Here is a 14,778-nt window from a genome sequence, read left to right as displayed (position 1 = left end):
AAGTGGTGTTATTAGTTTTTAAGTTGAGGTGTATTGAGGACAGTTTCCAATTCTGTTTTGGCGTTTATCACATCCAGCATCGACTGAAAGTACTGTTGTTGGGCAGTGTATAACTGTGTCTGTGCCTGGCGAAGTTCGAAACTACTGGCGATCCCTTCGGTGAATTTCACCTGGTTCTTTTGTTCGATTCGCTCGGCCAGCGATAAATTTTTCTTCGAGTTTTGGTAGTTCTCTACTGTGAACTGATAGTTACTTTTGGCAGTGTCGAATTGTAACTGGATATTCTGAACAGTTTCTTCCAGCTGTGTCTTAGATTGTTCCAGGGAGATTTTAGCCTGCTGAGTCCTGGCGCCACGCATACCACTGCTAAGAATGGGAATGTTCATTGAAACCCCAAGTATGGAAGATTGAAACCAACGCTGATCCGAATCCAGGAAAGTGAAATCATTGCTGTTTGCCTGGGTGGCGTAGTTTATAAAAGCATTAAGCCTGGGTAAGGCCCGGCTTTTTTCAAGCTTTAATTCGAGATTGCGTTGCTCGGTTAGATTAAAAGCGATCTTGTAGTCTATATTATCTTCAACGTTGAGATTACTTTCCATGAAATTCAGGTTGATATTTTCCTGGGCCAGGTCGTCCAGACCTTGAGAAAGCAATACTTCTTCGGAAGTATCGATACCGAGTGCTACTTTAAACATTTGCCTGGCGATGTCTTCAGTTCGCTTAGCGTTATTGAGCTGGGTTTGTACATCAAGTAAGGTGATCTCCAGCTGTTCCACGTCTTCTTCCTCGGCAAGTCCATTTTCGAAGATCTGCCGTGTTTCAAACAAGTTATTCTCGAGATTCTCTTTGTTTTTCTGAAATATAGCAACCAGCTCTTCAGCAAGTAAAACGCTTCCATAAGCATTGATCACTCCTTTTCGAATTTCGAGTTGTACCTTTTGATCGGCATTTTCGGTATAATCCAGGAATGTTTTCGCTGCCTGAAGTCCAACCAGGTAACTACCATCAAAGATCAGTTGTTCCAGCGTGGCCGTTGCCGAAACTATCTGTGGAACACCGAATACTACGGGCACGAAAGTTCCCGGTTCACCCCCTGTAAACTCACCGGGGATAAGCGTAACTGGCTGTTTTAAGTTGTTCTGATAATTCAGGTTCGCATTTAGCTGTGGTAACCCTGTTGCCGTAGTTTCCCATTTTTGTTTTATGGCTTTGGCGATGTCTCTTCGGGAGTTGAGAGCAGTGTAATTGCTGTCGAGCGCAAAGGATATTGCCTCTTCCAACGTAAACTGATACGTCTTGGAATTTTGTCCGAAGGACAATAGAGTCCCTGCGAGCAAAAGCAGTAGTACGGTGTATTTACGCATTGTGTACAGTTGTTTTTATGAATTTATTGAGTGTTTTTAGTCCTTCATTGGTCACAATTCCACGAAGGTGATATTCGAGATAATCTTCAAATAATTGAATCTTTGGGAATTGATGTACGGGGAATAGGGCTTCGTCTTTTATGCCATTCACACCGATAAAGTAGATCCTTGAAACAAAGTCGATGTCCAGGTTCTCACGGTAAAGTCCCATTGCTACACCACGCTTGAGGTTCCTCAAGGTACATTCACTCATCTTCTTGTAGTGCTGGGCTTTGAGCGCCTCATGGATCTCCGGATAATATTTCTGCAATTGATATTGGGGAGAGGTTTTTTCATTCTTCAAGTGAACCATCACGAGTTTTTTGATCTCGTACAGTTCTTCAATCGGGTTCTTCTGAAGGTCACATATACAATCAATACCATGAGAGATCAATTCAAACATATTCATGGTGACCTCGTGAACAAGCTCAGTCTTATTCTTAAAATGAGTATAAATGGTTTTTTTTGAAATAGCCAACTCGTTCGCAATATCATCCATGGTTACACTCTTGAAGCCAAGGGTGATGAACATTTCAGAAGCTTTATGTATAATCTTATCTTTCATATGAAGCGCAAAAATAGCTAAGGAAACTTTTAGAACTACAAAAGTTTCCAAAGTTTTACAATTATTTAACATACTGATCAACTAGGGATTTGTGAGACGTTTTTATCATTTCTTTGACATGTAGAACAATTACAAGCCGTATTTTAGCAGGAAATTTTGCCTGAATGGAATTACTAAAAGTGTATAGCCAGTCGCTGGAGGAAGAGCTTGAAAAAGCGGTTTTGATCCGTGAGCCCGAACAGCTCTACGAACCCATAAGATACATTATTACTCTTGGGGGTAAACGCTTGCGTCCTGTGCTTACGCTGTTGAGTTGTGATTTCTTCGGAAAGGACTACAAGGCGGCGATGAATGCTGCCTTAGCCGTAGAACTCTTTCATAACTTCTCACTTATCCACGATGATATTATGGACAATGCACCCCTGCGAAGGGGAGAAGAAACCGTTCATGAGAAGTGGGATTTAAATACAGGGATCTTATCCGGCGATGCCATGCTAATCCTGGCGTATAAACTTTTCGAAGCCTACGAGCCCCAACTTTTCAGGGATCTGGCCCGGCTGTTCAGCAAAACGGCTATAGAAGTATGTGAAGGTCAGCAATACGATGTGGATTTTGAACGTAGGGATGATGTGACCATCGACGAATACATCAGGATGATCGATTATAAAACAGCGGTGCTAATCGGGGCATCGATGAAAATGGGTGCCATCGTTGCCGGCGCTTCGGTTTCATGCCAGGAGAATATTTACGAATTCGGAAGAAACCTGGGGATAGCTTTCCAGTTACAGGATGATTACCTGGATGCATTCGGAAATCCTGAATCCTTCGGAAAACAGATTGGTGGAGATATCATCGCCAACAAAAAAACCTTCCTATATCTCACGGCCCTGAAATTGTGTAACCCTTCGGAAGCGGCCGAGCTTCGTCATTTATACAGTATTAGTCCCAAGGACCCTTCAGAAAAAATAAATATCGTAAAGAGGTTGTTTGAAAGCTCCGGGGCTGTGGAAGCGGCGGAAAAGGAGATCAGTTTATACACGAACAAAGCAAATAAAGTCCTCGATACCATTCAAATTTCAGAAGAGAGAAAGGAAAGTCTTCGGGAATTTGGTGAGTGGCTCATGCAAAGAAAAGTTTAGAAAAACACCCTGAAGAAAGGCATCCAGGCGTTGGCGTAGATGCTCTGTTCTTCATCGTAAAGCAGGTCATAACGCACCCCAATCGTTACATTATTGGTCCTGAAACCCGCACCCACAAACAAGGCGGGATACCAGTAATTTTCATCTTCAAATCCCAGGCTGGCATCGTATGACCGGTTCACATTAAGCTCTTCAAACTCGGCAGACAGCTGGATTTCTGGAATTACATTGTACAGTGAGATCACACTCCCGCCCAGTATCGTTGAGGTATAGGTGTCTTTTTGGCTATTATATGTTCCGTTGAGTCCAACACCAAGAGCAAAACGTTGATCAAACTGGTAAATAGCACTTGGTGCCAGGGTCCCACTAAAAAACCCGTTGCCAAAACTCAACCCAATACCACCACCAAACCGCACATTGCGCCAAAAGTTGGATGGAGCTTCTACCTCCTGGGCGTAAGTAGTAAAATTTGAAAGAACAACACAAAAAATACAGGATAAAACAAGGCGTTTATAAAAGCTTCTCATGCAAGTACAGTTAATGGGTTCGCTTCATAAATATATATAATTTAAAGTCTTAGTTATTTGATTTGTTGTATTTTTGTACTCGTTTATCAAACTTATAGCCTCGGTTATCTGAACAATGGATCGATATTCTTTTCTCAACGCGGTACACCCTTCGTACATCGCAGAACTTTACGATAAATATTTGCAATTCCCGGATTCTGTAGAACCGAGTTGGCGAGCGTTTTTCCAGGGCTTTGACTTTGGAATCGAAAATGGATCCATAGAAGCGCTGGGTATCGAGAGTCCCATTGGTGAAATTCCCGAGCATGTGCATAAAGAATTCCAGGTGATTCGGCTCATAGATGGATACCGGAGCAGGGGCCACCTTTTTACGGCTACTAACCCGGTTCGTGCTCGAAGAAAATACAGTCCAACACTAGCTATTGAGAACTTCGGTTTATCTCAGGAAGATATGCAATCCACTTTTCAGGCCGGTGAGATCATTGGGATCGGGGAAGCTACTCTGGAAGTGATCATTGAGCATCTTGAAAGCATCTATTGTGACAGTATTGGGGTGGAGTACATGTACATTCGGAAGCCCGAAGAGGTAGAATGGATTCAGAATAAACTGAATATAAACGACAATCAACCCAATTTCAATAAGGAAGAAAAGCTGCACATTCTTAAGAAATTGAATGAAGCCGTAGCATTCGAAAATTTCCTTCACACAAAATATGTGGGTCAGAAACGATTTTCCCTTGAAGGAGGTGAAAGCCTGATCCCGGCTATTGATGCTCTGGTTGAAAATGCTGCTGAGAAAGGGGTTGAAGAATTTGTAATGGGAATGGCGCACCGTGGTCGATTAAACACGCTCACGAATATCTTTGGAAAGAGCGCTAAAGATATATTTAGCGAATTCGACGGTAAAGATTACGAACAGGAAGTGTTCGACGGGGATGTGAAATATCACCTTGGATGGACTTCCCACAGGCTTTCGGATTCAGGAAAAAAGATCAATCTTAATATCGCTCCTAATCCATCACACCTGGAGACCGTTGGTGCTGTTGTTCAGGGTATCGCCAGGGCGAAGCAGGACAGATATCACAAGGATAATATCGAAAAGGTTTTACCAATTGTTGTCCATGGAGATGCTGCTATCGCGGGACAGGGACTTGTTTACGAGGTAGTGCAAATGGCCCAACTGGATGCCTACAAGACTGGTGGAACGATTCACATAGTGGTGAATAACCAGGTTGGTTTTACAACCAATTACCTGGATGGTAGATCTTCTACCTATTGCACGGATGTGGGTAAAGTAACACTCTCTCCGGTCATGCACGTTAATGCCGATGACGCAGAAGCTGTGGTTCATGCAATGCTTTTCGCCTTGGATTACAGGATGGAATTCGGAAGGGATGTGTTTATCGACCTGTTAGGCTACAGGAAGTACGGTCATAATGAAGGAGATGAGCCCCGCTTCACCCAGCCAAAATTATACAAGGCTATCGCTAAGCAGAAGAACCCAAGGGATATCTACGCAGAGAAGCTTTTGGCCCAGGGTGTTATCGAGGAAGGTCATACCAAAAAACTAGAACAGGAATACAAAGAGAAACTTGAGGAGAAACTGGTAGATTCAAGGAAGGAAGAAAAAACAGAGATCACTGCTATCATGAAGGATGAATGGGAAGGATTCCATTATTCGAAGCAGGACAAAATGCTGAATACCTTCGACACCACTGTGTCTCAGGACGGTCTCACAGAAGTGGCTGGAGCAATCACTTCATTACCAGAAGACAAGAAATTCTTACGGAAAATATCACGTTTGATCGAGAGTCGTCGCAAGATGTACTTCGAAGAGAACAAACTGGATTGGGCCATGGGTGAACTGTTGGCTTACGGAACTCTGCTTAAGGATGGATATGATGTTCGGATCACAGGACAGGATGTCGAGCGGGGAACCTTCTCGCACCGTCATGCCGTGATCAAAGTTGAGGATAGTGAAGAGGAGATCGTCTTACTTAACGACCTCGGATCGGAGCAGGGCGATTTCTACATCTATAATTCGTTGCTTTCTGAATACGGCGTAGTTGGTTTCGACTATGGATATGCCATGGCGAGTCCGAAGACCCTTACGATCTGGGAAGCCCAGTTTGGGGATTTCAGTAACGGAGCACAGATCATGATAGATCAGTACATTTCTGCTTCCGAAGATAAGTGGAAAGCCCAAAACGGGTTGGTTATGCTGCTGCCGCATGGTTATGAAGGACAGGGAGCCGAGCACTCTTCGGCAAGGATGGAACGTTATCTTCAGCTTTGTGCAACCGACAATATGTACGTGGCAGATTGCACCACGCCGGCGAATTTCTATCATTTGCTAAGAAGGCAAATGGTTACCGATTTTAGAAAACCTCTCATTGTTTTCACTCCGAAAAGCTTGTTGCGCCATCCAAAGGTGGTGTCGACAAAAGAAGAGCTTGCCAATGGCAGTTTCCAAATGTTGATAGACGATACGGATGCTACGGCGGCAAAGACGAAAACGGTTGTTTTTGTAACAGGAAAGTTCTATTACGATCTCCTGGAAAGAAAAGAAGAAACCAAGCGAGATGATGTGGCACTGGTGAGGATCGAACAATTGTTCCCCTTGCCAAAAAATGAAATTGAAGCCACGCTGAAAAAATATAAGAACGCCAAAGATATCGTGTGGGCGCAGGAAGAACCACGAAATATGGGAGCCTATTCTCATATAATGATGCATTATGAAGCATCCAGGAACTGGAGAGCATGTAGCAGGAAAATGTACGCTGCACCGGCTTCAGGAAGTTCTGTCCGCAGTATGCAGAGACACCAGCGGGTAATAGATATGGTGTTCGACCCAAGTATTAGTAATGATTAATTCTGAAAAAGATAATTAGAACATATGCCTTTAGAAATGAAAGTCCCATCACCGGGAGAGTCAATTACCGAAGTCGAAATCGCTCAATGGCTAGTTGAGGATGGCGATTATGTGGAAAAAGACCAGGCGATCGCCGAGGTAGATAGCGATAAAGCAACCCTTGAACTACCTGCTGAGGCAAGTGGCGTCATTACCCTCAAGGCAGAAGAAGGTGATGCCGTAGCTGTGGGTGAAGTTGTATGCCTTATCGATACGGATGCACCAAAGCCGGAAGGGGTTGAACCATCAAAAGAAGAATCCAAAGAAGAAACCAATCAGCCCGCTTCAGAAGAAAAAAAGGAGCCGGCAAAAACTGAAAACAAATCCAAGACGTACGCCACAGGCACTCCTTCGCCAGCGGCTAAGAAAATCCTGGATGAGAAAGGAATCGATCCCGCAACCGTTTCAGGGACAGGAAGAGATGGCAGAATTACTAAGGATGACGCATCTAAAGCCATTCCTTCAATGGGTACTCCGGGTCTTGGAGGAAGAGGTTCAGAGCGCAAGAAGTTGTCGATGCTAAGACGAAAAGTAGCCGAAAGACTGGTGGCTGCCAAGAATGAAACAGCCATGCTCACCACTTTCAATGAAGTGGATATGGGACCTATCTTCGAACTGAGAAAGCAATACAAAGAGACATTTAAGGAGAAGCATGAAGTTAGCCTGGGATTTATGTCGTTCTTCACTCTGGCAGTGGTTCGAGCTCTGGAACTGTATCCGGACGTAAATTCAATGATCGACGGAGATTACAAAATTACTTACGACTACAAGGATATCTCTATTGCTGTATCCGGACCAAAAGGATTGATGGTGCCGGTAATCCGAAATGCTGAGAACCTTACATTCAGAGGAGTTGAATCTGAAGTTAAAAGACTTGCGCTTCGCGCAAGGGATGGAGAGATCACGGTAGACGAGATGACTGGCGGTACATTTACCATATCCAACGGAGGTGTATTTGGCAGTATGTTATCCACACCTATTATCAATCCTCCTCAATCGGGTATCCTGGGAATGCACAATATTGTAGAAAGGCCGGTTGTGAAAAACGGAGAGATCGTTATTGCGCCTGTAATGTTCGTGGCCTTAAGCTACGACCACCGTATTATCGATGGAAGAGAATCTGTTGGATTCCTGGTGGCAGTAAAAGAAGCCCTTGAAAATCCGGTGGAGTTGTTGATGGACAACGACGTGAAAAAAGCACTGGAACTGTAGAAATTCAGTTAGAAAAATTGCAAATAAAAGCCCGGTCGTGCCGGGCTTTTATTGGTTAGTTAGTTGAAATCTTAACGGACTTATTTATATGAAACAAAATAGTTTAATAAGTTCAGTAAAACGATTGAAACAACGAAGACAGCTATCACAATGAAAAGCACCTTTTTTGTAGTCGGTTTACCGCCATTGTTATCCTTAGTTACCATAAGATCTTTCACAGCGCTAAGGTGGCAAAGATTTGCAAAAAGTGAAATACGTGTTAACACGTAATTAATTAAAGTCCACGGTTTTATTGTAGTTTATCGTGGTGCTCCTTGGCCCAACTGAGAAGGCTGTTTGTCTTGGGTTCCAGCTTCAGTTTGTTGATAATATTCGATCTGTGTTTTTCCACAGTTCGGTAAGAAATAAAGAGTAAGGAAGCGATCTCTTTGTTCGTTTTATCCCGGGCTATCAATTTTAGGATCTTTTTTTCTGAAGGGGTTAATACATTCAGTGCTTCATCGTCTGCACTATTTGTGTTGAGCATATCCTTAATTTTCTGACTGAAATAAGGTTTCCCTTCTGAAACGGTTTCGATACAGTTCTCGATTTCTTCGATGGCGAATTCTTTCAGAATGTATCCGAAGATGTTCAATTCCTGGGCTTTGTTATATAGCTCTTTTTCTTTGTGAATAGTGATAAGAACGATCTTAGTATTTATACCGTTGGTCTTGCATTTTTTGGCAATTTCAAGGCCAGACATAAAGGGCATTTGGATATCCAGAATTGCAATATCTGGTTTTAACTTTGTGATTAGGTTATATGCTTCCCGTCCGTTGGATCCACTGCCCACAATGTTATAGCGCTTCTCAATAAGGAAATCATTCAATCCTTTGAGAAGCAGGGGATGGTCGTCTGCAGTTATAATTGATTTGTGTTTCACGAAATAGGAAATTGAAATTGTAAGGTAGTTCCGTTATTTGCTTTCGATTCGACTTTCATCTGCCCGTCCAGGAACCGTGTGCGTTCCACCAGTGTTTTTAGTCCTAAGGATTTTACGTTTTGCAGTTTGTCCGAGAAGTCGAATCCAACTCCATTATCCTTAATGGAGATTACTACAAAGTTAGCCATTTTTTTCACGGAAATCTTACTTGCCTCTGCTTTTGCGTGTTTTAATACATTACTCAGGCTCTCCTGGACAATCCGGTAGATGTTTACTTCTGCCTCCTGGTCAAATATATTATCTATATTCTCTATTTCTGAAGAGATGAACAATGTGGTGTTTTCGTCTATCTGAGTAATCGTGTGCTCAAGTGCTTTAGTAATACCCAATTCCTGCAACTGGAATGGGTGCAGGTCCCTGGAAATAGCTCTAACCTCTTCAATGGTTTCATCGATCATATTTTTGGTTTCGGCATCACCGGAGGCCATGAGCTTATTTTTTACAACTAGTAATCGCTGTCCCAGTCCGTCGTGCAGGTCTTTGGAAATCCTCATTCGCTCTTCCTCCTGGGAGACGATGAGTTCCTGACTGAATTTCTCCTGCATCACCTTTCGGTTCTTAAAATACAACTGGTTTCTATACAACAGAATAACCCCAAATAGTAACAATAAGGCCACTCCACCAAAGATCATTAACTTCTTAAAGGTTTGGTTGTCCTTTTCTAGAAGCTGAATGCTGGCTTTTTGCTCTACCAGTTCCTTTTCATTCTTTTCGGTTTCGTACAGGGTTTGGTAATACGCCAGCGAGTTTGCGACTCCTTTGTTATAGATGTAATCTTTTAATTCGGAGTAAGCTTCTTCGTGTTCCAAAGCCTTTCTGAAATTACCTTGGGCCGTATATATATCCGACAATAACTTATGAGAGGAAAGAATGTTTTCCTCATATTTGAGTGTTTCGGCTTTGTCGAGTTTTTGTTTTGCATAATTAAGGGCAATACCGTACTCGGCTTTCGCATAATGATACCTGGCATTCGCTCCAAGATACTGAGATGAGGTAATGAGATCGTCTTGGGAGTTCTCGTGAAACTGATTTATGAGGATCAGGTAATCTTCAGCGGCTGCAATTTGCCCGCTTTCACAATAATAGTCCACCAGTTCGGCATAAACGTACATCTCATTGGAGATCTCCAGATCATTATCTCTTGAATTATCAATGGCCTCTTTCGCTTTAAACAAGTACTCGAGATATTTGATCTTATTCCCGATCTTTTCGTAATCGAGCGCCTGGTTATAATATTCAGTAGGGAGATGGTGAAGCAGTCCCAGAGATTCAATTTTTTTAATGTTCTTTTCCCGTTCTATCATCGCCTTCTCATGAAAGCCATTCATGCTGAACATAGTGGTGATACCTTGTTGGGCGTAAAACATATATTCATAATCCTTCAGCGCCTCGAAATAATTGTACGCCTTGCGATAGCTTTCACCGGCTGGAACGAATTTACCCAGGTTGGAATAAGCCTGTCCACTAAACAAATAGGCATCGGCTATGAAAAGGGAATCTTTTTCAGTAAAACTGGCAATCGCCATTTTATAGTCCTCAATGGCGTCAGTCAGATTAAGCTTGTAATTCGACCCACCTCGTTTTAAGTATAGTCCACCAAGCAAGTAGCTGTCCTTTATCTTATACTTTCGAGCTAAGATCCCATCGATGATCGTTAGTGCTTCTCGAGGTTCATTTTTCACCGAACTCAGGCTATAATGAACATTGATCATCTTTCTGGCTGCTGCCTCGATGCTATCCATCTCTTTTGCAATTTCAATATACTGCAGGCTGTAGTTGATGAAGCTGTTTATATCGGTTCTCTTAGCAATACTCACCACCGAATCCATAGCTATCAACCGTTCTTGCGAGTTACTGGAATTTTCGGATAGATCTAAATAGTATTGAATGTCCTGTGCCCGGGAAGAAAGGGACAGGAGAATTAAAAATAAAAGAAAGAATTTAGGCAACGCCTTCATATATAAGCTTATTGGGGGACTAGCTTCCGACAAATATAGGCTATTCTGTTCTATTTCAGGTAAAGAACGTTTCTCCCGTAGTCTATTACGGCACGGTTCTCTTTTAGAAAATCGGCCCCGAGAATTCCCTCTACGGGTTTTTCTTCTACCTGAATAAGTGCTTCATTTACATGGCTTAGATCGAAGATAACAAAGTCCATTTTATTGTATTGCTTCTCTCCCACCTGGAATCTGTTGTTCCTGGCAACATGAGTTTCCATATTCGTTGCACCCGCCCCCGCCGCTTTTAATTCGCTTTGTTCGGTAAGCATGATAAAACGATCTACACTGGAGAAGCCGATACAACTGCTGGAAGCTCCTGTATCTACTATGAAATCACCTTTTATTTCATTTACCCTGGCTTCAACTTTGTAATGCCCTGTTTTAAGTTTTTTCAATGGAATACGGTAAAATCCGTCGGATTCCATCAGCTCTCGTAATGCGGTCACTCTTTTTTTGGTAAAGATAGCTAACAAAATGGTTAGATTTGTAGCCATGTTGACAGACACCCATACGCACTTGTACAGCGAAGGATTCGATTCGGATCGAGATGCTATGATGAATAGAGCCTTTGAGGCAGGCGTGCAACGATTTTTCGTCCCGGCCATCGATTCTTCTTACACAGAAGCCATGTATAAATTGGAGCAGAACTATCCAGACAAGGTTCAATTGATGATGGGCCTGCATCCTACTTCGGTAAAGCCAGATACGTATTTACGTGAACTGGAGTTGGTTGAGGAGGCGTTTCAGCAACGCGACTTTGTAGCGGTAGGGGAGATAGGTATAGACCTGTATTGGGATACCTCTACACTTGAAATTCAGAAGGAAGCATTCAGAAGACAAATCCAATTGGCCAAGAATAAAGGATTGCCCATTGTGATTCATTGCAGGGAATCCTTCGATGAGATCTTTGAGGTATTGGAAACAGAAAAAGACGACTCCTTATTTGGGATATTTCACTGTTTTACCGGAACCCGGGAACAGGCGGAAAGAGCGATCGGCTTCAATATGAAACTGGGTATTGGTGGGGTGGTTACCTTCAAAAACGGGAAGATCGATCAATTTTTAGATGAGATAGATCTAAAACATATTGTGCTTGAGACGGATTCACCCTATCTTTCTCCTGTGCCGTATCGGGGCAAGCGGAATGAAAGTTCTTATTTGAGTTTAATTGCTGAAAAGGTTGCTTCCGTTTATGGTGTTACTTCTGAAGAGGTCGCGAAGATCACCACAGAAAATTCAAAAGAAATATTTGGAATTTAGATGAAACAGGTGCCGAAAATATTGTTGATCTATACAGGAGGAACCATAGGGATGCTTTTGGATTTCAACACGGGTGCTTTGAAGAATTTCAATTTCGATGAGCTCCTAACTCATATACCCGAATTGAACTTACTGGATTGTTCTATTGCGACTCATAGTTTTGAAGAACCTTTGGATAGTTCGAATATGAACCCTGAATACTGGGTGAAACTTGTTTCCATTATCGAGGAAAACTATGAGGAATATGATGGGTTTGTGGTCTTGCACGGTAGTGATACTATGTCCTACACGGCTTCGGCGCTTAGTTTTATGATGGAGAATTTGGGGAAGCCAGTCATTTTCACAGGATCCCAACTACCCATTGGAGACCTCAGAACTGATGCTAAAGAGAATCTGATCACCTCTATGCAGCTGGCCACTATGCAACATAAAGGGAATCCGCTAATCTCGGAAGTTTGCCTGTATTTTGAATACAAATTATACAGAGCCAACCGCACAACCAAGATCAATGCACAGCACTTCGAAGCTTTTACTTCCCTGAATTATCCACCTCTGGCGGAGAGTGGGGTAGAGCTTACAATTAACAGGGAAGCTCTTTTAGTTCCGAACAGGCGAAAAAAATTCACTGTGTTCAAAAAAATGAGCTCCGGTGTGATCCTTATGAAAATGTTCCCTGGCCTGGATGAACATACTTTCAATCATATGATTTCCTACAGTGAGCTGAAAGGGTTGATTATAGAAACCTATGGTAGTGGGAATGTCACCACTAAAGAGTGGTTTTTAAAAGGGATTGCTGAGGTTATTGAACGGGGAATTCCTGTTATTAATGTAACTCAGTGTTCGGGAGGTAGTGTTAATATGGGGTTGTATGAAACCAGTGTGGCTTTAAAAAGACTCGGAGTGATTTCCGGGAAAGATATTACTACAGAGGCTGCTTTAGCTAAGTTGATGTATTTGCTTGGTCATGGGATTTCTCAGAAAAGCTTCCGAACCATATTCGAGACTTCCTTGAGAGGTGAAATGACCTAGAATTTTCCTCAAAAATATTTTAATAGACGCTATTTTTTTTGTTATTTGGCAACCCTTTACAGACGTAGGTTGCTGAAAGGAATTTAGAGAGGTGGCCGAGTGGTCGAAGGCGCACGCCTGGAAAGTGTGTATACGCCAAAAGCGTATCGAGGGTTCGAATCCCTTCCTCTCTGCGAATGAAGTTACGAGCGAAAAAATTTGTCCAAGCTTGCTTGAGCAAATTTTTGAACGAGTAACTTTAAGATGCGCAGCATCTACGTTCATTGCCAGTATTGCCTTTTGGGATCAACGAGCGAAGCGAGTTAATCCCATGACGTTGAATAAAGTGTTGGATTGAGGAGCATTACCGAGGAGCAAAAGAATTTTGCGACGAAGGTAGGCCGCGAGGCGGGTGAGTTAATCCCATGACGTTGAATAAAGTGTTGGATTGAGGAGCATTACCGAGGAGCAAAAGAATTTTGCGACGAAGGTAGGCCGCGAGGCGGGCGAGTTAATCCCATGACGTTGAATAAAGTGTGGGATTGAGGAGCATCTACGTTCATTGTCAGTATAACTGAAGGGAATTGAGTGGTGTAGAAATTCAGCTTTGTGCTTCTTGTTATGCCAACCGCCCTTACTAAGATATGTCTCGAAAGGCGATAGAACTAAAAACCAGAGAAGGGTTTTGACAATTATCGGATGTGGTGGAATCGCAGAAAACACTGGGTGTAGAATTGGTTATATACCAGGGCTCACTTCAGTCATTTCGATCGTGGACTGAAGCTGTTTCAAATTTCGTGAATGGTTGATTTTAGGCTATTCCGAAGCATTTTATCCGATTAAAATGTTATTTCATCAAAGAATTGTGAGTATGCTTCTCACATTCTCAGAATAATTGCACATTAACTAATTATTTTTATATCTTTAACCATTAACTAAAAACAAACTTTAAGTCGATAGCAATGAAAAAATTATTTTCTATTATGGCGATTGCCGCACTCTGTTTAGCGGGAACATTCAACGCAAACGCAACAGCTGTTCAAACAATGCCGACAAACGTTCAAACGTTGGTGACTTCAGCTACTGTAACAATCATACAAGACGAGGATGGCGGATCAGCCGAGGAGCCTCAAGGGTGGCATCAAGCCCTGAAACAACGTTTTATCGAAGGAGGCCCTGGCTTTATGGGAATCGTTCTATTGTGTTTAATCCTTGGTCTAGCAATTGCCATAGAGAGAATTATCTTCTTAAACCTTTCTACTACCAACACAAATAAATTAGCCCAGAGCGTTGAAGATGCCCTGAACAGTGGTGGTGTTGAAGCAGCCAAAGAGATTTGCCGAAATACTAAAGGTCCTGTTGCTTCTATATACTATCAAGGTCTCGACAGAGCCGATGAGAGTATCGAAGCTGCTGAAAAAGCGGTTATCGGTTACGGAGGTGTTCAAATGGGACAGCTTGAGAAAAACGTATCCTGGATATCCCTGTTCATCGCACTTGCACCTATGCTTGGTTTCATGGGTACGGTAATCGGTATGATTCTTGCATTCGATAAGATCGAAGCAGCGGGAGATATGAACCCTTCTCTTGTGGCAGGAGGTATTAAGGTAGCACTTCTTACTACGGTATTCGGACTAATTGTTGCGATTATCCTTCAGATCTTCTACAACTATATTATCGCTAAGATCGATAGTATCGTTAACAGCATGGAAGACGCGTCAATTACTTTGATCGACATGCTTGTAGACTACAAGAACAAGAAGTAATTAAT

Annotated in this window: 12 protein-coding genes and 1 tRNA gene; 7 read left to right on the top strand and 6 right to left on the bottom strand. The window is 42.5% G+C overall.

Features of this window, described 5'->3' with window-relative positions:
* Window positions 1-11: 11 nt before the first annotated feature.
* Together J1N09_RS03820 and J1N09_RS03815 are read right to left on the bottom strand one after the other, a co-directional pair.
* Complete coding sequence (locus J1N09_RS03820) at window positions 12-1,364, bottom strand: TolC family protein (protein ID WP_265198261.1); 1,353 nt, start codon at window positions 1,362-1,364, stop codon at window positions 12-14.
* On the bottom strand, window positions 1,357-1,968 hold the full coding sequence (locus J1N09_RS03815; protein ID WP_265198260.1) for a TetR/AcrR family transcriptional regulator: 612 nt from the start codon (window positions 1,966-1,968) through the stop codon (window positions 1,357-1,359). Before J1N09_RS03815 ends, J1N09_RS03820 begins: the two co-directional genes overlap by 8 nt.
* A gap of 164 nt (window positions 1,969-2,132) precedes the next feature.
* Here J1N09_RS03815 and J1N09_RS03810 point away from each other — a divergent pair, with 164 nt between their 5' ends.
* Window positions 2,133-3,107 (top strand): polyprenyl synthetase family protein, encoded by a 975-nt coding sequence (locus tag J1N09_RS03810; RefSeq protein WP_265198259.1) that lies wholly within the window; start codon window positions 2,133-2,135, stop codon window positions 3,105-3,107.
* Here the strand turns inward: J1N09_RS03810 and J1N09_RS03805 are convergent.
* Window positions 3,104-3,634, bottom strand: a complete 531-nt coding sequence (locus J1N09_RS03805; protein WP_265198258.1) for an alpha-ketoglutarate decarboxylase — start codon at window positions 3,632-3,634, stop codon at window positions 3,104-3,106. The genes J1N09_RS03810 and J1N09_RS03805 overlap by 4 nt on opposite strands.
* 115 nt (window positions 3,635-3,749) lie before the next feature.
* On the opposite strand from J1N09_RS03805, the gene J1N09_RS03800 reads away from it, so the two are divergent.
* Both J1N09_RS03800 and odhB read left to right on the top strand, forming a co-directional pair.
* Complete coding sequence (locus J1N09_RS03800; protein ID WP_265198257.1) at window positions 3,750-6,506, top strand: 2-oxoglutarate dehydrogenase E1 component; 2,757 nt, start codon at window positions 3,750-3,752, stop codon at window positions 6,504-6,506.
* 24 nt (window positions 6,507-6,530) lie between these two features.
* Window positions 6,531-7,757 carry a 2-oxoglutarate dehydrogenase complex dihydrolipoyllysine-residue succinyltransferase gene (gene odhB / locus J1N09_RS03795; RefSeq protein WP_265198256.1) on the top strand — a complete coding sequence of 409 codons (1,227 nt, stop codon included), beginning with the start codon at window positions 6,531-6,533 and terminating at the stop codon, window positions 7,755-7,757.
* A 289-nt stretch (window positions 7,758-8,046) separates the two neighbouring features.
* Here odhB and J1N09_RS03790 read toward each other — a convergent pair whose 3' ends face one another.
* From J1N09_RS03790 to J1N09_RS03780, 3 genes are read right to left on the bottom strand one after another with little or no spacing between them, the layout of a single operon-like run.
* Window positions 8,047-8,679: a response regulator gene (locus J1N09_RS03790; RefSeq protein WP_265198255.1), complete on the bottom strand. Its 633-nt coding sequence runs from the start codon at window positions 8,677-8,679 to the stop codon at window positions 8,047-8,049.
* Entirely contained in the window at window positions 8,676-10,697 is a 2,022-nt protein-coding gene (locus J1N09_RS03785) for a sensor histidine kinase (RefSeq protein WP_265198253.1), read from the bottom strand. Before J1N09_RS03785 ends, J1N09_RS03790 begins: the two co-directional genes overlap by 4 nt.
* 50 nt (window positions 10,698-10,747) lie before the next feature.
* A complete protein-coding gene (locus tag J1N09_RS03780; RefSeq protein WP_265198252.1) occupies window positions 10,748-11,212 on the bottom strand; it encodes a TIGR02281 family clan AA aspartic protease in 465 nt (154 codons plus the stop codon).
* 1 nt (window position 11,213) lies between these two features.
* Between J1N09_RS03780 and J1N09_RS03775 the strand changes: the two genes are divergently transcribed.
* The 4 genes from J1N09_RS03775 to J1N09_RS03760 all read left to right on the top strand — a co-directional run bounded on the left by J1N09_RS03775 (window position 11,214) and on the right by J1N09_RS03760 (window position 14,773).
* Window positions 11,214-11,999 (top strand): TatD family hydrolase, encoded by a 786-nt coding sequence (locus J1N09_RS03775; RefSeq protein WP_265198251.1) that lies wholly within the window; start codon window positions 11,214-11,216, stop codon window positions 11,997-11,999.
* Window positions 12,000-13,028, top strand: coding sequence for an asparaginase (locus J1N09_RS03770; RefSeq protein WP_265198250.1), 1,029 nt, complete (start codon window positions 12,000-12,002; stop codon window positions 13,026-13,028).
* A gap of 85 nt (window positions 13,029-13,113) precedes the next feature.
* Window positions 13,114-13,201, top strand: a tRNA-Ser gene (locus J1N09_RS03765).
* A 768-nt stretch (window positions 13,202-13,969) separates the two neighbouring features.
* The gene (locus J1N09_RS03760; protein WP_265198249.1) at window positions 13,970-14,773 is read left to right on the top strand and encodes a MotA/TolQ/ExbB proton channel family protein; all 804 of its coding nucleotides are present in this window, start codon (window positions 13,970-13,972) and stop codon (window positions 14,771-14,773) included.
* Window positions 14,774-14,778 lie beyond the last annotated feature (5 nt).

Origin of the sequence: Aureitalea sp. L0-47 (genome assembly GCF_026126405.1) — a bacterium.
Taxonomy (GTDB): domain Bacteria; phylum Bacteroidota; class Bacteroidia; order Flavobacteriales; family Flavobacteriaceae; genus Pukyongia.
This window is presented reverse-complemented; position numbering and strand designations above follow the sequence as displayed.